This window comes from Rhodanobacter sp. K2T2, from assembly GCF_013408815.1.
Taxonomy (GTDB): Bacteria; Pseudomonadota; Gammaproteobacteria; order Xanthomonadales; family Rhodanobacteraceae; genus Rhodanobacter.
In genome coordinates, this window is sequence record NZ_JACCCA010000005.1 from 236,113 (window position 1) to 261,444 (window position 25,332).

A 25,332-nucleotide genomic window follows, 5' to 3' on the forward strand; every position below is an offset into this window, starting at 1 on the left:
TCAATCTCTACGATTATCGAGATGGCGACGGCGCATAGCGCGTAGGTTGGCGCTGAGCGCACCGATGCCCAACAAAAAGCCAAACAGGGGACCGGGCGATAGACAACACCATCGCCTGGCACCCGTTGGGCTTCGCTTTGCTCAGCACCAACCTGCGTTTTCAACGCCGACGCGCGTTCGGCGCCTGGCGAGGTGGGGTCAACCTTCTTTCTTGATCTCGTGGCCGCCGAATTCGTTGCGCATCGACGCCAGCAGCTTGTCGGCGAACGAGTCGTTGTCGCGCGAGCGGTAGCGTTCCATCAGCGACAGGGTGATCACCGGAGCGGACACGCTCAGCTCCATGGCGGCGTCGACGGTCCAGCGGCCTTCGCCGGAATCGACCACGTACGGGGCAATGCCCTTCATGTCCGGGTTCTTGCCCAGGGCGTCGGTAGTGAGGTCGAGCAGCCAGGAGCGCACCACGCTGCCGTAGCGCCAGATTTCGCCGACCTGCTTCAGGTCGAGGCCGAATTCGGTCTTGTGCTTGAGGATGGAGAAGCCTTCGGCGTACGCCTGCATCATGCCGTACTCGATACCGTTGTGAACCATCTTGGTGTAGTGGCCGGAGCTGACCGGGCCGACGCGGCCCCAGCCCTGATTCTTGGCCGGCGCCAGCGTTTCGAAGATCGGCTTGATCGCGTCGACGACCTTCTCGTCGCCGCCGACCATCATGCTGTAACCCTCGGCCAGACCCCAGATGCCGCCGCTGGTACCGCAGTCGACGTAGTTGATTTTCTTGTCGACGTACGAGGCCGCGCGCCGCTGCGTGTCCTTGTAGTTGGAGTTGCCGCCGTCGATCACGGTGTCGCCTTCGGACAGCAGCTTGTACAGCGTGTCGACCGTGTCGTCGGTGATCTTGCCGGACGGCACCATCACCCAGACCACGCGCGGCGCGGGCAGCGCTTTGACCAGCGCTTCGAGCGAATCGGCTTCGCCGGCGCCCTTGGACACGAGCAGCGTGCGCGCGTCGGCGTTCGGATCGAAGCCGATCACCTTGTGCCCGCCCTTGATCAGGCGTTCCGCCATATTGGCGCCCATTTTGCCGAGACCCACCATGCCAAGTTCCATCGGATGTCCTTTTACGTACTGTTTGGGGAGAGGAAGAATTCGGGTTGCTTCAGGTGCACAGTCTATTCACGGCGTCGATAAGCCGGCGTGATCGCAACAACTTGCTACGTCGTGCGCGCCAGCCATTTCTGCAGGCGCGCGCGCAGACGCGCGGTGATGCGCGTGCGGCCGTAGGCCTTGGCCGCCTCGCGAATCGCTTCGGCCTGCGTGGGATACGCGTGGATCACCCGCGCCAGCGTGGTCAGGCCGATCTTGGCGACCATGGCGAGGGTAATCTCGTTGATCATCTCGCCCGCGTGGCGCGCCACGATGGTGGCACCGAGAATGGTATCGGTGCCCTCACGCACGTGGATTTTGACGAAGCCGCCTTCTTCGCTGTCGGTGACCGCGCGATCGATCTGGTGCATCGGCACGGTAAAGGTCTTGATCGGAATGCCCATGAGGTTGGCCTCGCGCACATACAGGCCGACATGGGCGATTTCCGGATCGGTGTACGTGCACCAGGGGATGACCAGTTCGCTCAGACGCATGCGCCCACGCATGAAAGCGTTGTTGACCACGATGCGCGCGGAAGCCGCCGCCGTGTCGGTGTACTGGTCCTGCAGGCAGACGTCGCCGGCGGCGTAGACGCGCGGGTTGCTGGTGAGCAGAAAATCGTCGACGGTGATGCCTTTGATGGCGTCGTACTTGATGCCGGCCTTTTCTAGATCCAGCCCTTGCACGTTGGGCACGCGGCCCACGCCGGTCAGGATGGCGTCGACCTCGATCGTGCTTTTGTAATCGGCGCTGATCAGGTCGACCTGCTTGGCGCCGTTCTCCGCGCGCACCGCGGTGGCGGTGGTGTTGAGACGCACCTCGATGCCGTCGCGGCCGAACGCGTCGGAAAGAATCTGTGCGGCATCGCGCTCCTCGCGTTCGAGAAACAACGGCTTGTCCTGCACGATGGTGACTTTGGAGCCGAGCTGTCGAAACGCCTGGGCCAGCTCGCAGCCCACCGGGCCGCCGCCGATCACCAGCAGCCGCTTGGGCAGCTCGGTGAGATTGAATACGGTGGCATTGGTGAGAAAGCCGGCCTCGCGCAGACCCGGCACATCCGGAATGTGCGGACGCGTGCCGGTGGCGATCAGCGCCTTGCCGAAACGCAGCGTGAGCTCGTTGACCATCAGCGTGTCGTCGCCGGCAAAGCGCACGTTGCCGAAAAACATGTCGACGCCGAGCTTGGCCATGTGCCGCACCGACGAGCCGCCGCTGAGGTGGCTGCGGATGCGCCGCACGCGATCCATCACGGCAGTGAAGTCGACCTCGATATGGTCGACCTTGGCGCCGTAACGGGCCGCGTTGCGCATGTCGGCGTACAGCCGTGCGGTGCGGATCAACGCCTTGGACGGCACGCAGCCGGTGTTGAGGCAGGTGCCGCCGATGAAGTGACGCTCGATCAGCGCCACCTTCAAGCCCATGGCGATAGCCAGCTCGGCCGCGGCGACGCCGGCCGAGCCGGCACCGATGATTACCAGCTGATAGCGATCGGCCGGCTTGGGATTGGCCCACGCTTCGGGATGCAGATCGGCGACGCGCTTGTCTTCCCACGCGTCCTGCGGCGTGGTGATAGTGGCATCGAACGGCGGCGACATCAGTGTGCTCCTTCGGGCGCAGAGGGTTGCAGCCAGCCGCCGTCGAAGCCGGCTTGACGCAATCCGTCGCCTATATATGGGTTGCTGCGCATCAACTGCCAGATCAGGCCGCTGCGGTGGTTCTCGATCATCATCACCACGACGCCCTGATCGAGCCCGTAATAGCCGTTGGAAATCCACGGCTGGCCGTCGACCGGCACCGAGGGGTTGAAGCTGCTGGCCAGGCGGTTGTCGACCATCATCTGCGGATAGCGCATCAGCATGTTGCGCATCGCCTCCATCACCAGCTCCGGCGCGAACGGCAGCGAGGCCAGCACGGCCGGCGCAGACAGCGTGCCGTCGTCGGGGCCATACGGCACGCCGCGACCGGCGTAACCGAACAGGCGGTGGTCGGGGCTCACGGTATCGGCTTGGTCGTCGGTCGGACCGTCGCAGGCGGACAGGCCCCAGCAGTTTTCATCGTAGCCGACGAACTCGTGCGGGTTGAGCTGGGTGTAGCGGCGCTGGATGTAGACGGCGGCGCGGCTGTTCTCGAAGTAGTCGGAATTCTTTTCGCGCATGAACGGGTCGCGGATGCCGCTTAGATCCACCCACGCATGCGAAAACTGATGCACGAACAGCGGGCCGGCGTACAGATAATCGTGGCCGTAGAGGTTTTCCCACTGGTAGGTCGCCGTCCACGCGGTGTAGCAATCGGCCTTGATCGGATGCGTAGGCGAACCCATCGCCATGGCGTACAGCACGATCGCTTCGCTGTAGCCCTCCCAGCCGTAGTGCAGAAAGCCGCTCTCCGGTTTCCAGCCCTGCCGGATGGTGCCGCCACCGTCCTGCGACCACAGCCAGTCGACGCGGCGGTAGAGAACATCGACCAGCTCGCGCAGTTCGGTTTCTTCCGGCGTGTCGGCGGTGAAGTACTGGCCCGCCGTCAGCGCGCCGGCGATCAGCAGCGCGGTGTCGATCATCGACAGCTCGGACTGCCACACCCGCGTGCCCTTTTTCATGTCCAGAAAATGGTAGTAAAAGCCCTTGTAGCCGGTGGCATCGGGGGCGCCGCTCTGGTCGCTGTCGCGAAAAAAACGCAGCGCGGCCACGCTGAGTTGTATCGCCTCGGCGCGCTTCATCCAGCCCCGCTCCACCGCGATCGGATAGCACGACAGCGCAAAGCCGACCACGGCGATGCTGACCGGCGAGTTCTCGCGCGAGGTGTCGGCCACCAGGCCGTTGTCCGGATTCACCGTTTCAAGAAAGTAACCGAAGGCTGCCTTCTGCAGCTGGTCCAACATCGCCTCGTCCGTGAGCGTGGGTAACTGGGTCATTGCGTGGGATTCCGGCAAGCCAATGGTCTGTCATCGCTGGTGCACCCATCGGCCATGACGCGACCGCGCGGAGCTGGGCACGAGCTGGTGGGATGCGTTTCGCAGCATGCCATTTTGCCTCGTCTCGTGCCGGTGCGCCGGTAACGTGATGTCGGTGGTACACCTCGGCATGATCGTGCGCTTCGGTGCATGTAACGCGTGTAAAGACGGCGGACATGGCGTTGTCACCCGATGAACTGAGCGTTTCCGATTCGACGCCAGTGCTGGACCGATACTGGTTCGTCCAGGCCCGGCTTCACGCGGTGTTAGCCCGCTGCGGACGTACGCTACGCCGGTTGCGGCACCCGTCCCCGCCGATCGCGCAGGAGTTCCATCGCCCATGTCACCCCGCTCAACCTCCCAGCCACGCACCGCGCCACGCGCGCACCTGCTTTCCAACGGCAATTACAGCGTGATGCTGAATGTGCACGGCTCCGGCTACAGCCAGTGGCACGACATGGCGGTGACGCGCTGGCGCGAGGACGCCACGCGCGACCCCTGGGGCAGCTACCTGCTGCTGCGCGACGAGGAGAGCAGCGAACTGTGGTCGCCGACCCAGCAGCCGTGCGGCGACGGCAGCGCCGACGATACGGCGACTTTCGCGCCGGGTAGCGCCACCTTCGACCGCCACTACGACAGCATCCACAGCAAGCTCGACGTCGCCGTGGCCAGCGATGCCGACGTGGAGCTGCGCCGGCTGACCCTGACCAACAGCGGCGACCGGCCGCGTTCGCTCTCGGTTACCGCCTACGCCGAGGTGGTGATCGGCCCGATCGGCGCGGACAACGCGCATCCCGCGTTTTCCAAGATGTTCGTGCAGACCGACTGGGACGCATCGAATCATTTGCTGCTGGCCACGCGCCGGCGCCGCGCCACCAGCGAGGCCAAGATTTGGGCCGCGCAGGCGCTGCAGGTCGAAGGCCAGCCGGCGACCGCCGAATTCGACACCGACCGCGCGCGCTTTATCGGCCGCGGCCGCACGCTGCGCAACGCGCAGGCGATGCAGCGCGGCACTCACCTGTCCGGCACCACCGGCTGTGTGCTCGATCCGGTGTTCGCCCTGCGCCAGCGGGTGACGCTCGCCGCCGGCAGCAGCGTCACCGTGCTGCTGTGGACGCAGCTGGCCGATTCGCGCGACGGGGTGCAGGCGCTGATCTCGCGCCTGGGTGACGCCAACGCCGCCGACGCGTTGTTCAACGGCGCGAGCAAACGCGCCGAGGCCGAGCAGCAGCGCCTCGGCATCGACGATGCGAAGGTGTCTCGCTTTGCCCACTGGATGTCCGCCCTGCTTAGCAGCGATGCCTCGCAGCGCGCTGCGCCGGCGGTCTTGGCGCGCGGCCGCGGCGGCCCGCCGACCCTGTGGGGTGCCGGCATTTCGGGCGATCGTCCGATCGTGCTGCTACGGCTGGAGAACGACGCGTCGCTGGCGCAGGTGCAGGATCTTCTGCTCGCGCAAACCCTGTGGCGCAGCCAGCGCCTGGCCGTCGACGTGGTGGTGTTGAACGCCGCAAAAGACGCCGACGCCTTGCAGGGCAAACTCGATCCGCTGATCGGCGCACAGCAGGCGCTGCTGAAGCAGGACAGCGCCGCGCCCAAGGCCGAAGCGTTCTGTTTGAAGGACAGCGCGATCGACGACAACCTGCGCAACGGCCTGCTGACGGTGGCGCGCGTGGTGCTGGGCGACAAGATCGCCGGCGATAGCGACGCCGCCGCAGCGCCTGCAGGGTCGGGCGCCGCCGCTGCCGCTATTCGCGCCAGCCAGCCGATCGCCGCGAGCACCACACCGTCGACGCTGGAGTTCGCCAACGGCCACGGTGGCTTCGTCGATGACGGCCGGGCCTATCGCATCGAGCTCGATGCGCAGCGCCCGACGCCGGCACCGTGGGTCAACGTGATCGCCAACCCGAACTTCGGCTTTATCGTCTCGGCCGAGGGCGGCGGCTACGCGTGGTCGCTCAACAGCCAGCAGAATCCGCTGACGCCATGGCCAAACGATCCGGTCAGCGACAGCCCGCGCGACGTTCTGTATGTGCGCGACGAAGAAAGCCGCGACGTCTGGAGCGCCACTGCCCTACCCGTGCGCGTGGTCGACGCGAACTATTCCGTGACGCACGGCAAGGGCTGGACGCGCTTCGTCAACGACGCGCACGGTATCGGCACCGAGCTGACCCAGTGCGTGCCAACGGTCGATTCGATCAAGCTGTCGCGGCTGCGCCTGAGCAACCACTCCGGTCGCACGCGCCGGCTCTCCGTCACCGGCTATGTCGAATGGGCGCTGGGTTCGAACGGCACCACGCCCGCGCCGTTCATCGTCACCGCGCGCGACGACGCGACCGGCGCCTTGTTTGCGCGCAACGCGTGGCGCAGCGATTTCGGCGATCGCGTGGCGTTTATCGATCTCGGCGGCCAGCAGCAGTCTTTCAGCGGCGACCGCAGCGAGTTTCTCGGCGAACTCGGTGCCGTCGACAACCCTGCCGCCCTGAGTAGCAGCGCGCCGCTGTCGGGCCGCGTTGGCGCCGGGCTCGATCCCTGCGGCGCATTGCAAACCACGGTCGAACTGCCGGCCGATACGCAGATCGATATTGTCTTCGCGCTGGGCGATGCCGCCTCCGAAGCGGACGCACAGGCGCTGGTGAAGCGCTATCGCGGCGTCGACATCGACAGCGTGCTGGCCGACGTCGGCGCGCAGTGGAACGGCCTGCTCGACACGGTGCAGGTGAAGACGCCCGATCGCGCGATGGACGTGATGCTCAACCACTGGCTGCCATATCAGGTGCTGGTCAGCCGCGTGTGGGCGCGCACGGCCTACTATCAGGCCAGCGGCGCCTACGGTTTCCGCGACCAGCTGCAGGACGTCATGGCGCTGTGCGTGAGCCGCCCCGACCTGGCGCGCGAGCATGTGCTGCGCGCCGCCGGCCGCCAGTTCGCCGAAGGCGACGTGCAGCACTGGTGGCTGCCGCCCGGTGGCCAGGGCATTCGCACCAAGATACGCGATGACCGCCTGTGGCTGTCCTACGTTGCCACGCATTACGTCGACGTCACGGGCGACGAGGCCGTGCTGGACGAACTGCTGCCCTTCCTCAAGGGCGATGCCATTCCCGACGGCGCCAGCGACGCGTTTTTTCTGCCGTCGCCGTCGGATGAAAAAGTGTCGGTCTACGAACACTGCGCGCGCGGCATCGACTCCAGCCTGACCCAGGGCGCGCACGGCCTGCCGCTGATGGGCACCGGCGACTGGAACGACGGCATGAACGCGGTGGGCGAAGCGGGCCGCGGCGAAAGCAGCTGGCTGGCGTGGCTGGCGATCGCCGCCATCGGCCTGTTCGCACCGCGCGCCGAATTGCGCGGCGAAACCGAGCGTGCGAAGCGCTGGCGCGATTACGCCGACAAGATGCGCGGCGCGCTGGAAGACGCCTGGGACGGCGAGTGGTACCGCCGCGGCTACTACGACAACGGCGCGCCGCTGGGCTCGCGCGACAGCGACGAGTGCCAGATCGATACCATCGCGCAGTCGTGGAGCGTCATCGCCGGCGCGCCGAACCGCGCGCACGCCGAGCAGGCGATGGCCTCGGTCGACAAGCTGCTGGTCGATCACCCGAACAAGATCGCCAAGCTGTTCACTCCGCCGTTCGATCACGGCAAGGAAAACCCCGGCTACATCAAGGGCTATCCGCCGGGCGTGCGCGAGAACGGCGGGCAGTACACGCACGGCGCCACCTGGTCGATCTTCGCATGGGCCGGCCTCGGCGACGGCGATCGCGCCACCGCGCAGTTCGATCTGCTCAACCCGATCCGCCACAGCGAAAGCGCCGACGCCATCGCCCGCTACAAAGTCGAACCCTACGCCGCCTGCGCCGACGTCTACTCCGTCGATCCACACGTCGGCCGCGGCGGCTGGACCTGGTACACCGGCTCGGCCGCATGGCTTTACCGCGGCGGCATCGAAGCCGTGCTCGGCTTCCACAAACACGGCGACCGCCTGCAGCTCGACCCGAGCATCCCCAAGCACTGGCCCGGCTTCGAGATCGCCTACCAGCACCACGGCAAATCCGGCGCCATCACCCACTACAAGATTTCCGTGACGAACCCCGACAAGGTCAGCCACGGCGTCAAGCAAATCCATTTAGACGGCCAAATGCTGCCTGCCGATCAATCCGTCGTGCTGGCCGACGATGGTCAAACCCACGCTCTGCATATCGTTTTGGGGTAACGGGAAAAGACGCGGCGCCCGTAACCGGGCGCCTATTACGGAGACGCCTCGCCAGTGCTGGTGTTAATGGTCTGCTCGCGCAAGCCGCCGCCCAGTGCAGCATAGAGATTGATGCTGCTGGTTTGATCCGATAACTGCACGGCAATCAAACTTTGCTGAGCGCTGTAGAGCGTACGTTGTGTCGTCAGCACGTCCAGCATGCTGTCGCTACCTTGCTGATACAGCGCCCTGGTGAGGTCGTAGCTGCGCTGATCCGCCCGGACCTCGTTGCGCAGCGCGTCGAGCTGGTCCTGGACAGTCGCGCGGGCAGCCAGCGCATCGGCAACTTCCCGGAAGGCGGTCTGAATGGTTTTTTCGTAGTCGGCTAAATCGATGCCTTGCGTCGCCTTCGCTTCATCCAGTGAGGCACGCAGGCTGCCGGCATTGAAGATAGGTACGCTGATGGAGGGTGCGAACGACCACGCACCACTTCCCTTTTTGAACAGCCCGGCCAGACCGTCACTTTCGGTGCCCTTGTCTGCCGTGAGAGTGATCGACGGGAAGAAAGCGGCGCGCGCCGCACCGATGTCGGCGTTGGCGGCTTTCAGGGTGTGCTCTGCCGACAGTACGTCAGGACGTTGCAGCAGCACATTCGACGAGATGCCTGCGGGCAGCTCGGCCATGGCGAGCTGGCTGGTGATGCTCGCATCGGGGAGGTCCGCATCGGCGACGCTGGCACCCACCTCCAGATTCAGCGCGTTCAGATCTTGCGCCACCTGAGTGATATAGGTGGCAATATCCTTGCGTGCCGCCTCGACGCTGCTTTGCGCCTGCACGAGATCCAGTCCGGATACGGTGCCTATGTCGTGCTGGGCCTTCGTTAGATCGTAAGTGGCCTGCTGGCTCTTCAGCGTCTGCCTGGAAAGATCGAGCAGCGCCATGTCGGAGGCGAGGGTGAGCCAATCGCTGGCGACCGTCTCGACCAGGCTTATGTGAGTGCTGCGCCGAGTTTCCGCCGTGGAAAGATAGTTTTCCCATTCCTCGTCCTTGAGGTTGTGCAATTCGCCAAACAGATCCACCTGGTAACTGCTGAAACCCAGCTGGACGCTGTCCGTTCGCGATACGGAAGATTGGCCCGTCGCCGTGAGTTTCGGTGGTGTCCGCGAAGCGGATTCCGAACCTTCCGCGCTGATGCTGGGAAACAACTCGGCCCGCTGGATACGATACTGCGCGCGCGCCTTTTCGATGTTGAGTACAGCGACGCGAAGGTCGCGATTGTTTGCCAGCGCCTGCTCGATCACGCGCTGCAAGCGGGCATCCTTGAAGAAATCGCGCCAGCCGATGCTCGCCGTCTGAGTCTTCGATGCCGTCGCCGGCTTACCGTCGACCGTCGGCCAGGTTTGGGGCACCGGCGCAGCGGCGCGGGTATATGTCGGCGCCAGATTGACGCAGCCCGTCAGCGCCGTCGCGACAGCCACCATCGAGCATGTGCGGAGCATTCGCATCATGGGCTGTCTCCAGCAACGGGCGTTTTCGACTCGACCAGCGATGCACCGGCCAGGCCGCGCACCACGACGTAGAACAGTGGGATGAAGAAAATGCCCAATACCGTTGCCACCAGCGTGCCGCCGAATACGGCGGTGCCGATCGCATGGCGCGCACCCGCACCGGCTCCGGTGCTTATCACCAGGGGAAACACGCCGAGCAAAAAGGCCAATGACGTCATCACGATCGGGCGCAGACGCATACTTACTGCGTGGAGTACCGCGTCGAGCGTGCTCTGGCCGTCGTGCTCCAGCTGCATCGCGAATTCGACGATCAGAATGGCATTCTTGGCGGACAGGCCAATCGTGGTCAGCAGACCCACCTGAAAATAGACGTCGTTATCGAGCCCGCGCAGGCTGGTCGCCAACGCCACGCCAAGCACGCCAAGCGGTACGACCAACATGACGGAAAAAGGTATCGACCAGCTTTCATAAAGCCCTGCCAGGCACAGGAAAACGAACACCACCGAAGCGAGATAGAGATACACCGACTGATTGCCGGACTGCCGCTCCTGATAGGACAGACTGGTCCACTCGTAGCCGAAACCGCTCGGCAGCTGACTCACCAGTTTCTGCATGGCGTCCATCGCTGCACCCGAACTCACTCCCGCGGCGGCGTCACCGGTAATTTCTGCCGAAGACACCGCGTTGTATCGACTCAGTTGCGGCGCGCCGAATGTCCAGTGGGAGCGGGCGAAGGCAGACACGGGCACCATGTTGCCGTCCGAATTGCGCACGAACCAGTTGTCGATATCGTTCGGCAACATCCGGTCCGCGGGTTCGCCCTGGATGTAAACCTTTTTTACCCGGCCGCGATCGATAAAGTCATTGACATAGCTTCCGCCCAGCGCATCGCTGAGCGTATCGCCAATATCTGACGACGCGACATTCATCGCACCCGCTTTCTTGTCGTCGATATCCAGCGAAAACTGGGGCGTGTCTTCCAGTCCGTTGAAGCGGACCTGCGATAGCGAGCTGTCTTTGGCAGCCAGCGCCAACAGTTTGTTTTTCGCACTCATCAAGGCATCGTGGCCGGCGCCGCCGAGGTCCTTCAGCTGCATGTCAAAGCCGGAACTCGTACCGAGCCCGTTGATCGAGGGTGGCTGCAGCACGAAGACGCTACCGTCGCGAACGCTGCCCATCAGGTAACCCGATGCCTGGCGGGCAATATCCGCGGCACTGACGGTTCGCGTACTCCAGTCCTTCAGTCTGACGAAAAGCATGGCGGAGTTCTGGCCGCTACCGGCACTGCTGAATCCCAGGGCCGCAAAGACACCGTCCACGCCCGGCTGTTTCATGAAATAGCCGACGGCCTCGTCCACGACTTTCTGGGTACGCTGCTCCGTCGCACCGGAAGGCAGCTGCACAATCGCCATCAGAATTCCCTGATCCTCGTCCGGCAGGAAGGAGGTGGGTAATTGCTTGTACACCAGCAGCATGACCAGCGTGATCGCCAGGAAAAGCACCGTGCCGATGCGCCGGTGGCGGATGACATGGCCAACCCCGCGCTGATAGCTTCCTGCCGTTTTGTCGAATGTACGGTTGAACCACCCAAAAAAGCCGCGACGGGGTTCGTTGCCCTCTGCCACCGGCTTGAGAATTGTGGCGCACAGGGCGGGCGTCAGCGTCAGGGCCGTCAGTACCGAGAGCGCCATCGCGGAGACGATAGCTACCGAGAACTGACGGTAGATGACGCCGGTCGAGCCACCAAAAAACGCCATGGGAATCAGCACCGCGGAGAGTACCGTGGCGATGCCGATCAGCGCGCTGCTGACTTCATCCATGGATTTACGCGTCGCTTCGAGCGGTGACAGACGCTCTTCCCTCATCACGCGCTCGACGTTTTCCACCACCACGATGGCGTCGTCCACCAGCAAACCGATGGCCAGCACCAAGCCGAACATCGTCAGCGTATTGATCGAGTAGCCCATCAGTTCGAGGATGCCGAACGTACCTAGCAAGACCACCGGCACGGCAATGGTCGGAATGAGTGTCGCACGCAGGTTCTGCAGAAACAGGTACATGATCAGCACGACCAGCACGATCGCCTCGATCAGGGTCTCCACCACCTCTTTCAGCGACAGCTTGACGAACGGTGTGGTCTCGTACGGATATTCCGCCGTGACGCCTTTGGGAAAGTTGGGCGCTTGCTGCGCCAGGTAGGCCCTGACTTCGCTCGCAACGGCGATGGCGTTGGCACCGCTGGCCAGCTCGATACCAATGCCCGAGGCCGGCTTGCCGTTGTACTGCGAACTGGTGCTGTAGTCGTCGCTGCCCAGTTCCACGCGTGCCACGTCGCCGAGCAACACCTGTGCGCCGCCGCTGGACGTCTTGAGCACGATCTGGCGAAACTGCGCCGGTGTCTGAAGACGGCTGCGCGCCGTGATGGTCGCATTGAGTTGCTGATCTTTCACCGCCGGCAAGCCACCGAGTTCGCCGGTCGCCAGATCGGTGTTCTGGGCGCTGATGGCGCTGGATACGTCCGACGGCATCAGCGAATACTTTTGCAGCTTGGTCGGATCGAGCCAGATGCGCATCGCGTATTGCGAACCGAACTGCACCACTGCGCCGACGCCTTCCATGCGGGACAGACCGTCCTTGAGATGGCTGGCGATGTAATCACCGATATCGGCCGAACTCTGGCTGCCGTCCTGCGAGACCAGTGCGAGCACCATGGATATGCTGCCGGTGGACTTGGTGATCGTCACGCCATTTTGCTGCACCGTACTTGGCAGCCGCGAGTTGGCGGCCTGCACCTTGTTCTGCACCTGCACCTGAGCCGTATCGGCGTTGGTCCCCGACTTGAAACTCAGCGTGATGCTGGCGCTGCCCGTCGCACTGCTGGTCGACGACATGTACAGCAGATTGTCCAGGCCGGTCATCTGCTGCTCGAGCACCTGGACGACGGCGTCCTCGACCGTCTTCGCCGAGGCACCGGGATAGCTGGCGCTGACACTGATCGACGGTGGCGCGATATCCGGATATTGCTCCAGCGGCATCTGTGTGGTCGCGAACGTGCCCCCGAGGCAGATGGCGATGGCGATGACCCACGCCAGGACGGGACGATCGATGAAAAAACGGGCGATGGACACGACGTACCGTCCTCAGCTCTTCGGTGTCGCTGACTGGCCGACGGACGGCGGCGCAGCGGTGGCGGTAGCGCCAGATTCCTGCGGATCGACAGTGTCGCCTTCCCTGACGTTTTGCAGGCCCGCGACAATTACCCGGTCGCCAGCCTTGAGGCCGCTGTCAACAATCCAGTCACCGGCGACGGCTCCGGCCACGGTCAGGGTTTTCTGGACCACTTTGTTGTCGGCTCCAACGACGAGCGCCGTGGCGTCGCCCTTGGCGTCATGGCTTACGCCCTGCTGCGGCACCCACAACGCATGGTTGTCGACCCCCTGCTCCAGATCGGCATGCACGTACATATTGGGCAGCAGCATTTTGTCGGGGTTGGCGACCGTGCCGCGCAAGGTGATCGTGCCCGTGCTCTCATCCACCGCGACGCCGACGACGTGCAGGCTGCCTTCGCTTTGATACGTGCTGCCGTCTTCCAGCAGCAGTTTGAATTTCGCCGCGCCGCTGGCGTCCGCCTTGAGACGGCCGCTGGCGAGATCCTTTCGCAGCTGCAGGTACTGCGCGCTGGACTGCGTGATGTCGACATAGACCGGGTCATAGCGATAAATCGTCGTCAGTGCGGTGGTCTGGTTGGCCGTGACCAGGGCACCCACCGTATATGTCGAGGTGGCAATCGTTCCGCTGATGGGAGCCGTGATCCGCGTATAGCCCAAGTTGACGCGCGCGCTTTCTACCGCCGCTTGGTCGGCTTGCACATTGGCTTCGTCCTGCTTGAGTGTGGCGATTGCCGTGTCGAAATCCTGCTTGCTGACGGCATCTATCTTGACCAGCTGCTTGGCTCGCTCCGCTTGCGGGCGCGCTGAATAAAGCGCTGCCTGGGCGTTGGCCAGATTGGCCTTCGCCTGATCGTAGGCGGCCTGGTAAGTACCCGGATCGAGTTGATAGAGCAATTGTCCGGCGTGTACTTCGGCGCCCTCGTCGAAGAGGCGCTTCTGGATGACTCCGGTGACTTGCGGCGTCACGTTAGCGGAGAGATACGCCGTCAGTCGGCCCGGCAAAGACGTTGACTGCGCATAAGGCTTGGCCTTCAGCGTCAGCACCGTGACCTTGGCTGGCGCCATTTGTGGCGGCGGGGCGGACGGCGAACATGCGGTCAGTCCAAGGATGAGCGCCAGGGCACAACACCTCGCGTATCTGGACCGCAGAAAAAATGCATACGTCACTTCAACCTCCGCGCACGGGGCGCTCGACAAGGTCGCAAGGTATCGAACAAATGTGAGCGAAAAAGGGGGATTTCGTAATAAGCGATCTCGACGCTTGAAACCTATTCCACAACCGACCCTAATAAAGGTCGGTCCTTCATCGACTAACGACCATGCCGCAGGGCCTCATCGCCAAACTCTTTTTCTCCGTTCTTTTGGTGACCGCGTTCATCGTGATTGCCATGGGCTTCGCTGCACGCGTGACATTCAATCAAGGCTTTCTCGGCTATCTGAGCAAGCAGGAAGAAATTCGCCTGAAGGAAACGGTGCCCCTGCTGGCCGATGCCTATCGCGCGCATGGCAGCTGGCGATTCATCCGCGATGATCCGCAGAACTGGATGGTGCTGATGCGTCCAGCCAACTTGCCCGATCATCCGACGGCGGAGGATGTCGAACGTACCGCCCTTTCAGTCTCTGATCTGACCGGCACACCGATGCGCTTCACCTTGCTCGACGCGCAGCAGCGGTACGTTTTTGGTAATCCAAAAACAGGCCTGGGCGCACCAAAATTACCTATTGTTGTGGATGGCAGAACGGTCGGCTGGCTGAGGATGCTGCCGTTCCAGCGAGTGATCGAAGCCGGTGACCTGGCCTTTCAACAGAGCCAGCACCGGGGATTTTTCATTATTGGCGTCTGTGCGCTGTTGCTGGCTGCATTACTCACGATTGTCGTGGCGCGATCGCTGCTTGGGCCGATAAGTCAACTGAAGCGCGCGACGGACGCTGTAGCCATTGGCGACTACACGATTCGTGTGCACGAAAACGCCCGTGACGAACTAGGGCAGCTCGCCAAGAACTTCAATCGTATGGCGCTTGTGCTGGAAAGCAATGAAAAAATGCGCCGGGAATTTGTCGCCGACGTTTCGCATGAACTGCGCACACCGCTTGCCGTGATGCATGCCGAATTTGAAGTGCTGGAAGACGGCATACGGCCCATCGACATAGCCGCCATACAATCGCTCAAGGTTGAAGCGACGCACCTGAGCAAACTCGTGGAAGATCTTTATCAGCTTTCGCTGGCGGATATCGGCGCATTGATTTATCGCAAAAGCGAGGTGGACATCACGGAGCTACTTCGAACAACCACCGAGGCCTTCCAGAAACGGCTCATCCAGGCGGACATCACGCTGGAATTAAAGCTTCCACAGTCACCTCTTACCATTGATGCCGACGAAAAACGGCTGAGACAGCTCTTTGCCAATCTGCTGGAAAACACTATTCGTTACACCCATGCCGGTGGCCGGTTAAGCATCTATTGCATGCAGCTGGAAGACCAGGTTGCCATCGACGTCATGGATTCTGCACCCGGCGTTGATGACATAGGGCTGGAGAGACTGTTCGATCGCTTTTATCGCGGCGAATCCTCGCGCAACCGCGCCAGCGGCGGCGCCGGCCTCGGCTTGCCGATATCGCGCTCTATTGTTGAAGCACACGGCGGCACTATCGAAGCCAGACACTCCAAGCTCGGCGGACTGTGGTTGGTTATTCGCCTGCCTATCGGGGATGCATGAGTATGGAAACAATGCAGGGAACTATCGCGCACGTACTCATCGTCGAGGACGAGGCAAAGCTCGCCATGGCGATTCGCGACTATCTCAATGCAACGGGCTTTACCACGCAGTGGGTAGCCGACGGTCGTGACGTCATTTCGGCGATCAAGGCCAGCGTGTTCGATCTGGTTTTGCTCGACCTGATGCTGCCGGGACGCAACGGCTTGGACATCTGCCGCGAACTACGCAGCTTCAGCGATGTTCCGCTCATTATGTTGACGGCGAGGATCGAGGAGATTGATCGGCTGCTCGGACTGGAAATTGGCGCTGATGACTACATCTGCAAACCTTTCAGCATTCGCGAGCTGGTCGCTCGGGCCAAGGCCATTTTGCGGCGATCGCGCACGCCGGCCAAGCCATCGTCTATTTTGCAGGTCGACGAGACTACCTATCAGGCGATCTACTACAGCACGCCTGTGCCGCTGACTTCTATTGAATTTCGCCTGTTGAAAACACTTTCCGATTTTCCCGGGCGCGTTTTTTCACGTGATGGATTACTCGACAGGCTGCACGCCGATCACCGTATCGTTACCGATCGGACTGTCGACACCCACATCAAGAACCTGCGCCGAAAGCTGCAACAGGTGGCGCCCGACATGGATCCGATCCGTTCGATCTATGGGGTTGGCTACAAGTTAGAAATTGACGGATGACCAAACCGCTGGATCTTCGTGCACCAGGTATTTCCATAAATCTTGCGGACACTGTTGCTTACGCGTTTATGGGCGAACTGCATGCGCCTACGCGAAAAGCGGCCGTCAAACCTGGCGGCGTTACGTGCCTTAAACTCCCGCGAAAGGAGTGAATCAGCTACGCCTCGTTCTTGACGCCCCCAACTTCCGCGTCAACGTATTCCTCCCCATCCCGAGCGCCAGCGCCGCATTCTGCCGATGCCCCGCGCAGCTCTGCATCGCCGCCTGCAGCAAGGTCTGGTCCAGCGCATCGCGGGCGCGCGCATGGATGTCTTTCTCGTCGTTGGCCAGCGCTGCCGATGCCCACTCGCGCAGCGCATCGGTCCATTCGCCGCTGGCCGGTTGGCCGCTGACCTCGCCCAGATCGGCCAGAAGAATTTCCGCGCCACGCGCCATCACCGCCATGCGGCGGCAGAGATTTTCCAGCTCACGCACGTTGCCCGGATAGTCGCGTTGCGCAATCGCCTTCAGCGCCGCTTTCGAAAACCGCTTGGGCGCCAGCTTCAGCTCCTGTGCGGCGCTGGCCAAAAAATGCTGGGCCAGAATCGGAATGTCCGCGCGGCGCGTGCGCAGCGGCGGCAGCTCAATGCGCACCACGTCGAGCCGATGCATCAGATCGGCGCGAAACTGTCCGGCGGCCACGCGCGTGGCCAGATCCTGATGCGTGGCCGCGACGATGCGCACGTTGCCGCGAATCAGCTCGCGCCCGCCAACGCGATAGAACTCGCCGCCGGCCAGCACACGCAGCAGCCGCGTTTGCAGCACCAGCGGCATGTCGCCGATCTCGTCGAGAAACAACGTGCCGCCCTCGGCTTGTTCGAACCGACCCGATACCCGCCGCACCGCGCCAGTGAACGCGCCGGCCTCGTGCCCGAACAGCTCGCTTTCCAGCAGCTCACTGGGAATCGCCGCGGTGTTCAAGGCCACAAAGGGCTTGCCGCGCCGCGCGCTTTCCTCGTGCAGCGCGCGCGCGACCAGCTCCTTGCCAGTGCCGGTTTCGCCGGTGACCAACACGTTGAGATCACTGGCCGCGATGCGACCGATCAAGCGAAACACCTCGCGCATCGGCGCGCTCTCGCCAATCAGCGCGTGATTTGCAACGCTGGGTACGGCCGGCGGCGCGGCGGGCGTCCGCACGCTTTCCAGCGCGCGTTGCACGGCGGCCACCGCCTGATCGAGGTCAAAGGGCTTTGCCAGATAATCCACCGCGCCGGCGCGATACGCCGCCGCCGTCGTTGCCACGTCGGTATAGGCGCTCATCACGATCACCGGACCCAGGCCCTGCTTCTGCAAATCGTCAAGCAACTGCAGACCATCTTCGCCCGGCATCCGCACATCGGTCACCAGCAGCGCGGGACGCGACTCGCGCAAGGCTTCGCGCACCGCGCTGACGTCGCCAAATTCGCGCACCGCCAAGCCGGCGTCGCGCAGCGCTTCGGCCAGCACGAAGCGCACGCCGCGATCGTCGTCGGCGATCCAGATTTCGTCAGTCATGTACGCGCTCCAGCGGCAGATACAAAGAGAACACGGTTTCGCCCGGCCGGCTGACATAGCGCAGTTCGCCGCCGTGTTCGCGCGCGATCTCTCGGGACAGGGCCAGGCCCAGGCCGCTGCCATTGGCGCGGCCGGAGACCAGCGGTTGAAAAAGCGTGTCGCGCAGCGACGCCGAAACACCCGGGCCATCGTCAATCACATCGATACGCAGCGCCATGCGCAGCACCCGGTCGCCCCAGCGCAGGCCGTGATCGACGCGCGTGCGCAGCGTCAGCGTTTTGGCGCCGGCCTCCTGCGCGTTGCGCGCAAGGTTGAGCAAAATCTGCTGCAGGCGATCGGCGTCGCCGAGCAGGTCGGGCACGCTCGGGTCGTAGTCGTGCTTGAGTTGCAGCGGCTGCGGCTGGGCCTGCAGCAGATCGGCAAGCCGCTCCAGCAGATGATGGATATTCACCGCGCCGAGTTGTGGCGCACCATCGTGATGCAGCAGCCGATTGGCCAGCGCGGCCAGCCGATCGGCCTCGTCGATGATCAGGCCGGCCAGCGACTGCAGATCGTCCGTGCCGACCCGACGCTGCAGCAGCTGGGCCGCACCGCGCAAACCGGCCAGCGGATTCTTCACCTCGTGTGCAAAACCGCGTAGCGTCGCGGACAGCGGCGAACCGCTGGCGGCCGGTTCGGCCAATGCGTGCACCTCGAGCAGCAAACCCGCCTCGAACGGCTGGATCGCCATATCGACCAGCGTTTCGCGCCCCACCGCGGTAAACAGTGTCAGCCCACGCAGCTGCAGCGGACGCTGCTGTTCCAGCACCCGCGCCGCCAGCGCCAACGATTCAGGCTCACGCAGCAGCAGTGCCAATGGCTGGCCGACCGCGCTGCGCGGCCCCATCTCGATCCACTCCGCCAGCGCGCGATTGATCCACAGCAGGCGCAGGTCCGCATCGACCAACACCAGCCCGGTCCTCATCTGCTCCGCCCATGTCTGCCACGCCGCCTTGTTCATTGCACCATGATGGGCAATGCGTAGGATTGGTGCAATTGAGCTGCACAACGGCGCAACCTCGCGGGGCGCTTGTGGACATAACTCCATAGTTTGTATGGCCGACCACAAACATTGGAGAACGGGCAGCTTACAAACTATGGAGTTTGGGCCGCGATAGAGTTACTTCAGGACCGACCTTGCCACTCTAGGGTGGTGCTGGAGTCAGCATTCCGCTGCAAGCCGCAGCGCGCAGCCGCCATTTGGATCACCGCCGGCTCCAGGGCCTGGCCGTAACCGTCGCAAACCGACCCGCAAGGGACCGTCAGCGTTCCGCAAAGCGGTCCATTGGCCAATGATGTCCGAAGCGTTTCCACCGCAGCACTTTGATAGCGATCGATAGGCATACAAGTTGTTTGAAAGGGAATGTAAGTCGCTTCGGCCCGCCGGCCAGTCAGCCATTGAGCCGCCCCTGGAAGAACTCGATGAAGACGCGCAGCTTGCGCGGCACATGCACGCGGCTCGGATAGTAGAGATAAAACCCCGGAAACGTCGGCCACCAGGGTTTCAGCAGCGGAACGAGGAGGCCGTCCTCAATGTCGTCGCGAACCTGTATCTCGAACGCACACGCAATGCCAGCGCCGGCGCGCACTGCGGCAAGCAGAATATCGCCGTCATTGGTCACGATCGGACCCGGTACTTCGATATCGAAAGCGCGCCCTTTGTGCATGAATTCCCACCGATATATACCGCCCGCCAGACGGACGTTGATGCACCGGTGCGCGCGCAGATCCTCGGGCTTGCGTGGCAGCGGGCGACCCTCGAGATAGCGCGGCGCCGCGACCGTCACGATGGTGTGATGGCCGCCAAGAGGCACCGCCACAACGTCCTGCGCCAGATTTTCGCCAAGCCGGATGCCGGCATCGAACCCCCCACCCACCAGTTCGACCAGCGCATTATCGCAGTGCAGCTCAACGGTGATATCCGGGAACGTCTCAAGGAACGCGACCAGATGCGGCATCACGAGGATATCGGCGGCAGTGCGCGACAGGTTCAGGCGCAACAGGCCCGCCGGTTTGTCGCGCCACTCATTCACGCCTTCGACAGCCCCCGCCAGCGCACCCAGCCCCGGCAGCGCTTCCTGCAGGAAACGTCGGCCGATTTCGGTTAGACCCATCCGCCGCGTCGAGCGGTCGAGCAGACGCGCGCCGAGCCGGGATTCAAGCGTCCGCAAGGTCTGCGAGAGTGCCGACGGCGATACGCCCAGTTCCGTCGCCGCACGCGTAAAACTCCCGTGATGCGCGACCCGCGCGAAGGCGGAAATCGCCGGAAGCAGGTCGGACATTCTGGGGTCATTATGAAGCTTCGCTTCATTCTGCATCCCGAAAACCTACGTTAATCTTTGCAATCCCGCAGCCTATCATGTGCCGCCCACTTCCCAGGAGCACCCACCATGAGCAAGCTGTCAGGCAAAGTCGCCCTCGTCACCGGATCGTCGAAGGGCATTGGCGCAGGCATCGCACTGCGCCTCGCCGCCGATGGTGCAGCCGTCGTCGTGAACTATTCGCGCAGCGCTGAAGACGCGCAGATCGTCGTCGATAAAATCGTCGGCGCGGGCGGCAAAGCCGTCGCAGTGAAGGCGAATATCGCGACGCCCGCCGAGATCCAGCCGCTGATAGACGCCGCACTCCACGCGTTCGGCCGCCTCGATATCCTCGTCAACAACGCGGGCGTCTACAAGATCGATTCGCTCGACACGCTGTCGGCCGACAGCTTCGACGAACACTTTCATCTCAACGTGCGCGGCTTGCTGCTGACCACGCAAGCGGCTGCGCGGGTGCTGCCGGCGGGCGGGGTCATCGTCAATATCAGCTCGGGGCTCGCGAAGAGTCCGTACCCGATGGTGCACGTCTACTGCGCGACCAAAGGCGCCGTGGATACTCTGACGCGCACGCTCGGCATGGAACTCGGTCCGCGCAACATTCGCGTCGTGGGGATCGCGCCGGGATTCGTCGCGACCGAAGGAAACGCAGAGTCGTCGAAGGACATGGCAGCGTTCCTGGTATCGAAAACACCGTTGGGACGAGTCGGTCAGCCGGGCGATATCGCCGCCGCGGTTTCCTACGTCGTCTCCGATGATGCCGGCTGGATCACCGGCTGCACGATCGACGTCGCGGGCGGGATGGTGTTCTAGCGCGGTTTATATGGCATCGCCGCGAGCCGGTCGAGATACGCGCCCAGCATGTCGCCGATCGCCGACGCCCAGGCATCGACATCTGCTTTGGGACGCGCCTCCGGCCGGACTTTTCGCCGATGCTCGCGAGCTCCGTCATGATCACGTTCGCTGCGGAAACCCGCTGCCTCGACGTGACCTCCGACAACGCCTCATTCATGAAGGCGAGCGCGCACGTCCTGACCACCGTCCAATGGCGGATGCATACAGCCCTTCAGCTCGGCCGTACGCTAACGCTGCTGTAGCAACACCATTTGTTCGATCATCCCTATCCGGATAGATAACGTATTGACCCAAAAGGATTGCACAGACTATGGAGTACCAAAACGCACGGACTATGGCGTTCTGTCCATTCCTGGGCTCACCGGCAGACCTTAACTGAAGCGTTGCAAGCGACATATATCAGCGTTGAGGGCGGGATTTTTGCTTTGTTCCTTGGGCAAAACTGGCGATGAGATTTTGCCGATAAAGCGCCATCGGCCTTAATTCAAATCCATTACTTTCGGCCGAAATAGATATCTCTATCGCCGAAGGACCCCGTTTAGCGATGCCACCTGGACAACACAGCTCGTTGCCCGAGGCCTTACATTTGGTGAGAAAAGGTGACTATGCCGGGCTATATGACTTCACGCAGGGCGTCGTTTTAGCAGATAGGCACGGTCGCATTGTCTTTGGAAACTCCAGTGCGAATACCCTGCTCGGCCGGGTGGCTCTAGGTGCAGACCCAGACGACTACAGCCTTCACCACGGAATATTTACCGAGGACGGTCGTCCCTACCCTTCGACGGATTTGCCCTTGGCCAGAGCGGTTCTTTCCGGCGAAACAGTCGTGGGCGACCGACTGCGCGTCAGGCGTCCCGATGGATCGACCATTTTGATCATTTGTTATGCATGCCCCATTTTCAGAGACGACGGTCAGCAAGATGGCGGCATGGTGCTGTTTCATCAGGTGCTCTGAGGCATCGCTGCTTCGCCGCATACCTAACAACGGCCGCTTGAACGATCAAAGGCGGATCCAAGGGCTTGGGGTTTAGCGACGATTACGGGGAACGCACAACCCGTCGACCTGCCCAACATCCAAAGATTCAGCAAACTGGCGAGCGCCGTCATCCGCGAGCGATGCTTACAGGACGCGCATTTCACGTATGTCATCGACGACGGCCCGGTATGTCAGGGACAGCACGTCACAGGAGCCGCGCACACTGGCGCCATAGGTTTTGCCAGCGCGCTACCCAAAGCTGGGGGGCGTCGTATAGCGAAGTGAAAGCTGGGAAATAAAACAGGTGCCGCCGCGGCGGGGAAGCGCGACGCAATGCCTGAGCGGCATGAAAATCAATTCTCTTCGCTCATTTCAATTTTCCGCCCCCCAAACGTCTTCAGGAGATCGCAGCAAATAAGTAGATCGAAAGCCGTGAGCAAACAGAACAACCACGTTGTATCCGAGCCCATCGACGCAGTCGCCTCCTTGTGGTCGGCCGATATGGGTGCTGTGGGATATACATCGGGTGATGGCCTCGGGGCGATCATTGACAGGCTCAAAGGCGTGGCTGCCCGGCTCCGTGCGCGTCGGCCTGGCTTTGGCCTCGAACATGTGACGAACTTCCTGCGCTCATTCAATGGACGCGCTGACTGGGCCGGGGAGCCGCGATTGCGCCGCAAAATGGCGGTCAAATACATCGTTCGCGCCATCGGCATGCCGTGGCGACATGTTCGGTATTTATCGTTTGTGTATGGCAATCCACCGATGTGCGCGTACCAGCGCCGCGACCCTCGCCTGCTGGAACGCCATTTTCATCGCTATATTCATCTGCAGTGGAGTCGATCCGCGCGCTTGCGAAGCATTCAGCAACATTACCGCTTCGCGCTCGCTCGATTACCGAAAACGTTGTTCGAAGCGATCTACGTTTATGGAAATGCGACGCTCGGCAATGTGACGTTGAAGGACGGCACGCAGCTCAAGCTTTGCCTGCGACCGCCGATCCACCGGGGCTGCGAAGGTGAACTTTGCCTGCAACTCAGCGATGCCGATGATTTTCCGATCTATCGCCTTATCCTTACTGTGATTGACGATCGACCGACGATCGCGATCGGTTGCCTGCAGGGTCCGGAAGGCCAGAACGGCAAAGACATAGTTCGTGACCTGACCAAGAATATGTACGGCATGCGGCCGAAGCAGTTGATGCTTTCCCTCGCGTATGCGTTCGCGCAGCGCTTTGGCATCGAACGCATTTTGGCGGTAAGCAACATGGCGCATCCGTTGCGCCGGGCGCGTGACAGATTCCAGGCCGACTACGACGAGTTCTGGTTGGAGCAGAAAGGCTGCAATGTCGGGCATGGTTGGTTCATGCTGCCCGAGACCTTGAGCCGTAAATCCGAAACAGACGTCCCTAGCAAACATCGATCCGCCTTCCGTCGGCGCGAGGCGATACGCCTCGAAGCCGAGCAGTTGTTGATCGATGCGCTCGCAGCCTACCCCCCGAGAAGGGACATGGCGCCCTTGGTTGAAGAGTTAGAATCGGCCCGGTCATTTCAACATGACGGCCTGGAAGTTTCGTGGACACGCTAGATAAAGCGGTTGATGCCGACATCAATGCGGCGAAGTCGCCTGCACACGCGGCGCAGGTCGCCGAGCTGTTCCGCGAGCACAACCGTGCCCTGATCGCCTTTCTGCAGTGTCGACTCAACTCGCTGTCGGATGCGCAAGAACTCGCACAGGAAGCCTACGTGCGCATGCTCACGCTGGAACATCCCGAACGGCTGGACTCGTTGCGCGCCTACCTGTTTCGGATCGCGGCAAATCTGGCGGTCGACCGGCTGCGCATGCGCAAGGTAAGAAACGACAAGATGCGAAACGACATGGTCACCGAACCGCCACGAGAAGATCTGCACCTCGTTCCCGTTCCCGAGCGACTCGCTTCGACCGTCGAACAGTGGCGCCATTTGCGCAATGCGCTGCGCGAGCTGCCGGCGAAAACCAGTCAGGCTTTCGTCATGCATGTCATCGAGGGGCGCGACTTCAGCGTCGTCGCGCAAGCCATGAAGCTGAGTGAGCGCATGGTGCGTTATCACGTCACCAACGCACTGGCGCACTGCCGGGCGCGGGTCAACGAACCGGAGATGCCGTGATGGACAAGCGCATGGACGAAAAAACCCTGCACGCCGCCGCCGATTGGTGGACGCGCCTGCGCGATCCGAGCGAGGCCGCAAGAACGGTGGAGCATTGGCTGGAGTGGATCGGTGCCGACGATCGCCATCTCGAGGCTTTCGAACAAGTGACCGAACTCGGCGATCGGCTGGGTGCGCTCGATGACCTCACGCGGCAGCAGTTTATGCGCGAGTTTGCACGCCCGGTTGCTGTGCCGCCTGCGGCCTCGCCGCGCCGCTGGTTCCCGCTGGCCGCCGCCGCTGCCGCCGTGCTGGTGCTGGTCGGTAGCTACGTGGGATGGAGCCGGTCTGGAGCACAGGCAGTGCCGCAGGTCTACAGCAGCGCGATAGCACAGAACCGCAGCGTCACATTGCCGGATGGCTCGACCGTCGCCCTGGGGGGCGCCTCCACGCTGACTACCCGCTTCAGCCACGGTGAGCGCCGTGTCGAGCTGGGTGGCGGCGAGGCATTTTTCCAGGTGAAGCACGATGCACAGCGCCCTTTCATCGTCAACGCGGGCACTCTGTCCATCCGCGATGTCGGCACGGCCTTTGACGTACGCCGCACCGGACAGCGCGTGAGCATTGCGGTAACCCAGGGCCGTGTGCAGATTGCAAACAACGCCGGTGTCGTGGGCTCGACGGACACCGGCAGTCTCGAAGCCGGCGCCGGCGAGCTGGTGTCTTACGATCCGGCCACGTCGGCCATGAGCATCGGCAAAATCACACCCGAGCAGGCCACCGCCTGGCGCAGCGACCGGCTGGAATTCATCGACGAGCCGCTCGGCGTGGTGATCGCCAACGTCAATCGCTACAGCGCGCGCCCTATACATATTGCAGATGCGGATCTGAAGGCACTGACCTTTACCGGCAACATCAAGACAGGAGCCATCGACAGCTGGCTGAGTGCGCTGCCGCAGGTCTTTCCCCTGCGCGTCAGCGAGGATACTAGTCAGGTAACCCTCTCCGATGCCGAGCCCGGACAGAAACCGCCATCGCCAGCGAAGCAGTGATCCAAAGCTAAGAGCCCCGGATGCCCAAGGCGTTTGCCAAAGGCGCCTGGGCCATTTTCCTGAC

The 25,332-nt window shown here is 62.6% G+C and carries 18 protein-coding genes; 9 read left to right on the plus strand and 9 right to left on the minus strand.

Annotation, left to right across the window (positions count from 1 at the left end):
* Positions 1 to 198 precede the first annotated feature (198 nt).
* From gnd to HDE78_RS10175, 3 genes are all read right to left on the minus strand, one after another.
* Complete coding sequence (gene gnd / locus HDE78_RS10165) at positions 199 to 1,107, minus strand: phosphogluconate dehydrogenase (NAD(+)-dependent, decarboxylating) (protein WP_179478897.1); 909 nt, start codon at positions 1,105 to 1,107, stop codon at positions 199 to 201.
* Positions 1,108 to 1,211: 104 nt separating this feature from the next.
* The gene (locus HDE78_RS10170; protein ID WP_179478899.1) at positions 1,212 to 2,738 is read right to left on the minus strand and encodes a mercuric reductase; all 1,527 of its coding nucleotides are present in this window, start codon (positions 2,736 to 2,738) and stop codon (positions 1,212 to 1,214) included.
* The gene (locus tag HDE78_RS10175; protein ID WP_179478901.1) at positions 2,738 to 4,054 is read right to left on the minus strand and encodes a glucoamylase family protein; all 1,317 of its coding nucleotides are present in this window, start codon (positions 4,052 to 4,054) and stop codon (positions 2,738 to 2,740) included. The genes HDE78_RS10170 and HDE78_RS10175 overlap by 1 nt, the downstream gene beginning before the upstream one ends.
* Positions 4,055 to 4,433: 379 nt before the next feature.
* On the opposite strand from HDE78_RS10175, the gene HDE78_RS10180 reads away from it, so the two are divergent.
* Positions 4,434 to 8,303: a glycosyl transferase family 36 gene (locus HDE78_RS10180; protein WP_179478903.1), complete on the plus strand. Its 3,870-nt coding sequence runs from the start codon at positions 4,434 to 4,436 to the stop codon at positions 8,301 to 8,303.
* Between the two features lie 35 nt (positions 8,304 to 8,338).
* Here HDE78_RS10180 and HDE78_RS10185 read toward each other — a convergent pair whose 3' ends face one another.
* From HDE78_RS10185 to HDE78_RS10195, 3 genes are read right to left on the minus strand one after another with little or no spacing between them, the layout of a single operon-like run.
* Positions 8,339 to 9,781, minus strand: a complete 1,443-nt coding sequence (locus tag HDE78_RS10185; protein ID WP_179479114.1) for an efflux transporter outer membrane subunit — start codon at positions 9,779 to 9,781, stop codon at positions 8,339 to 8,341.
* 5 nt (positions 9,782 to 9,786) lie between these two features.
* Positions 9,787 to 12,912, minus strand: coding sequence for an efflux RND transporter permease subunit (locus HDE78_RS10190; protein WP_179479116.1), 3,126 nt, complete (start codon positions 12,910 to 12,912; stop codon positions 9,787 to 9,789).
* An 18-nt stretch (positions 12,913 to 12,930) separates the two neighbouring features.
* Positions 12,931 to 14,025: an efflux RND transporter periplasmic adaptor subunit gene (locus HDE78_RS10195; RefSeq protein WP_179478904.1), complete on the minus strand. Its 1,095-nt coding sequence runs from the start codon at positions 14,023 to 14,025 to the stop codon at positions 12,931 to 12,933.
* Between the two features lie 254 nt (positions 14,026 to 14,279).
* On the opposite strand from HDE78_RS10195, the gene HDE78_RS10200 reads away from it, so the two are divergent.
* Both HDE78_RS10200 and HDE78_RS10205 read left to right on the plus strand, forming a co-directional pair.
* Complete coding sequence (locus tag HDE78_RS10200; protein ID WP_179478906.1) at positions 14,280 to 15,677, plus strand: ATP-binding protein; 1,398 nt, start codon at positions 14,280 to 14,282, stop codon at positions 15,675 to 15,677.
* 2 nt (positions 15,678 to 15,679) lie between these two features.
* Positions 15,680 to 16,369, plus strand: coding sequence for a response regulator (locus HDE78_RS10205; RefSeq protein ID WP_218862258.1), 690 nt, complete (start codon positions 15,680 to 15,682; stop codon positions 16,367 to 16,369).
* 153 nt (positions 16,370 to 16,522) lie between these two features.
* Here the strand turns inward: HDE78_RS10205 and ntrC are convergent, their stop codons facing one another.
* The 3 genes from ntrC to HDE78_RS10220 all read right to left on the minus strand — a co-directional run bounded on the left by ntrC (position 16,523) and on the right by HDE78_RS10220 (position 20,223).
* Positions 16,523 to 17,902, minus strand: coding sequence for a nitrogen regulation protein NR(I) (ntrC, locus tag HDE78_RS10210; RefSeq protein WP_179478908.1), 1,380 nt, complete (start codon positions 17,900 to 17,902; stop codon positions 16,523 to 16,525).
* Entirely contained in the window at positions 17,895 to 18,902 is a 1,008-nt protein-coding gene (locus tag HDE78_RS10215; protein WP_179478910.1) for an ATP-binding protein, read from the minus strand. The genes ntrC and HDE78_RS10215 overlap by 8 nt, the downstream gene beginning before the upstream one ends.
* Before the next feature lie 430 nt (positions 18,903 to 19,332).
* Positions 19,333 to 20,223: a LysR family transcriptional regulator gene (locus tag HDE78_RS10220; RefSeq protein WP_179478912.1), complete on the minus strand. Its 891-nt coding sequence runs from the start codon at positions 20,221 to 20,223 to the stop codon at positions 19,333 to 19,335.
* Between the two features lie 108 nt (positions 20,224 to 20,331).
* On the opposite strand from HDE78_RS10220, the gene HDE78_RS10225 reads away from it, so the two are divergent.
* The 6 genes from HDE78_RS10225 to HDE78_RS10250 all read left to right on the plus strand — a co-directional run bounded on the left by HDE78_RS10225 (position 20,332) and on the right by HDE78_RS10250 (position 25,268).
* The gene (locus HDE78_RS10225) at positions 20,332 to 21,072 is read left to right on the plus strand and encodes a glucose 1-dehydrogenase (RefSeq protein WP_179478914.1); all 741 of its coding nucleotides are present in this window, start codon (positions 20,332 to 20,334) and stop codon (positions 21,070 to 21,072) included.
* Between the two features lie 137 nt (positions 21,073 to 21,209).
* Positions 21,210 to 21,356 (plus strand): hypothetical protein, encoded by a 147-nt coding sequence (locus HDE78_RS10230; RefSeq protein ID WP_179478916.1) that lies wholly within the window; start codon positions 21,210 to 21,212, stop codon positions 21,354 to 21,356.
* A 302-nt stretch (positions 21,357 to 21,658) separates the two neighbouring features.
* Entirely contained in the window at positions 21,659 to 22,069 is a 411-nt protein-coding gene (locus HDE78_RS10235) for a PAS domain-containing protein (protein WP_179478918.1), read from the plus strand.
* 453 nt (positions 22,070 to 22,522) lie between these two features.
* Positions 22,523 to 23,677, plus strand: coding sequence for a DUF535 family protein (locus HDE78_RS10240; protein WP_179478920.1), 1,155 nt, complete (start codon positions 22,523 to 22,525; stop codon positions 23,675 to 23,677).
* Between the two features lie 20 nt (positions 23,678 to 23,697).
* A complete protein-coding gene (locus HDE78_RS10245) occupies positions 23,698 to 24,237 on the plus strand; it encodes an RNA polymerase sigma factor (protein WP_179479120.1) in 540 nt (179 codons plus the stop codon).
* Positions 24,237 to 25,268, plus strand: coding sequence for a FecR domain-containing protein (locus HDE78_RS10250; protein WP_179478922.1), 1,032 nt, complete (start codon positions 24,237 to 24,239; stop codon positions 25,266 to 25,268). Before HDE78_RS10245 ends, HDE78_RS10250 begins: the two co-directional genes overlap by 1 nt.
* Positions 25,269 to 25,332: the final 64 nt, after the last annotated feature.

Bases quoted from the DNA above. Each gene is read 5' to 3' on its own strand.
- gnd (WP_179478897.1), bottom strand. From the start codon at position 1,107: ATGGAACTTGGCATGGTGGGTCTCGGCAAAATGGGCGCCAATATGGCG.
- HDE78_RS10170 (WP_179478899.1), bottom strand. From the start codon at position 2,738: ATGTCGCCGCCGTTCGATGCCACTATCACCACGCCGCAGGACGCGTGG.
- HDE78_RS10175 (WP_179478901.1), bottom strand. From the start codon at position 4,054: ATGACCCAGTTACCCACGCTCACGGACGAGGCGATGTTGGACCAGCTG.
- HDE78_RS10180 (WP_179478903.1), top strand. From the start codon at position 4,434: ATGTCACCCCGCTCAACCTCCCAGCCACGCACCGCGCCACGCGCGCAC.
- HDE78_RS10185 (WP_179479114.1), bottom strand. From the start codon at position 9,781: ATGCTCCGCACATGCTCGATGGTGGCTGTCGCGACGGCGCTGACGGGC.
- HDE78_RS10195 (WP_179478904.1), bottom strand. From the start codon at position 14,025: ATGGCGCCAGCCAAGGTCACGGTGCTGACGCTGAAGGCCAAGCCTTAT.
- HDE78_RS10200 (WP_179478906.1), top strand. From the start codon at position 14,280: ATGCCGCAGGGCCTCATCGCCAAACTCTTTTTCTCCGTTCTTTTGGTG.
- HDE78_RS10205 (WP_218862258.1), top strand. From the start codon at position 15,680: ATGGAAACAATGCAGGGAACTATCGCGCACGTACTCATCGTCGAGGAC.
- ntrC (WP_179478908.1), bottom strand. From the start codon at position 17,902: ATGACTGACGAAATCTGGATCGCCGACGACGATCGCGGCGTGCGCTTC.
- HDE78_RS10215 (WP_179478910.1), bottom strand. From the start codon at position 18,902: ATGAACAAGGCGGCGTGGCAGACATGGGCGGAGCAGATGAGGACCGGG.
- HDE78_RS10220 (WP_179478912.1), bottom strand. From the start codon at position 20,223: ATGTCCGACCTGCTTCCGGCGATTTCCGCCTTCGCGCGGGTCGCGCAT.
- HDE78_RS10225 (WP_179478914.1), top strand. From the start codon at position 20,332: ATGAGCAAGCTGTCAGGCAAAGTCGCCCTCGTCACCGGATCGTCGAAG.
- HDE78_RS10230 (WP_179478916.1), top strand. From the start codon at position 21,210: ATGATCACGTTCGCTGCGGAAACCCGCTGCCTCGACGTGACCTCCGAC.
- HDE78_RS10235 (WP_179478918.1), top strand. From the start codon at position 21,659: ATGCCACCTGGACAACACAGCTCGTTGCCCGAGGCCTTACATTTGGTG.
- HDE78_RS10250 (WP_179478922.1), top strand. From the start codon at position 24,237: ATGGACAAGCGCATGGACGAAAAAACCCTGCACGCCGCCGCCGATTGG.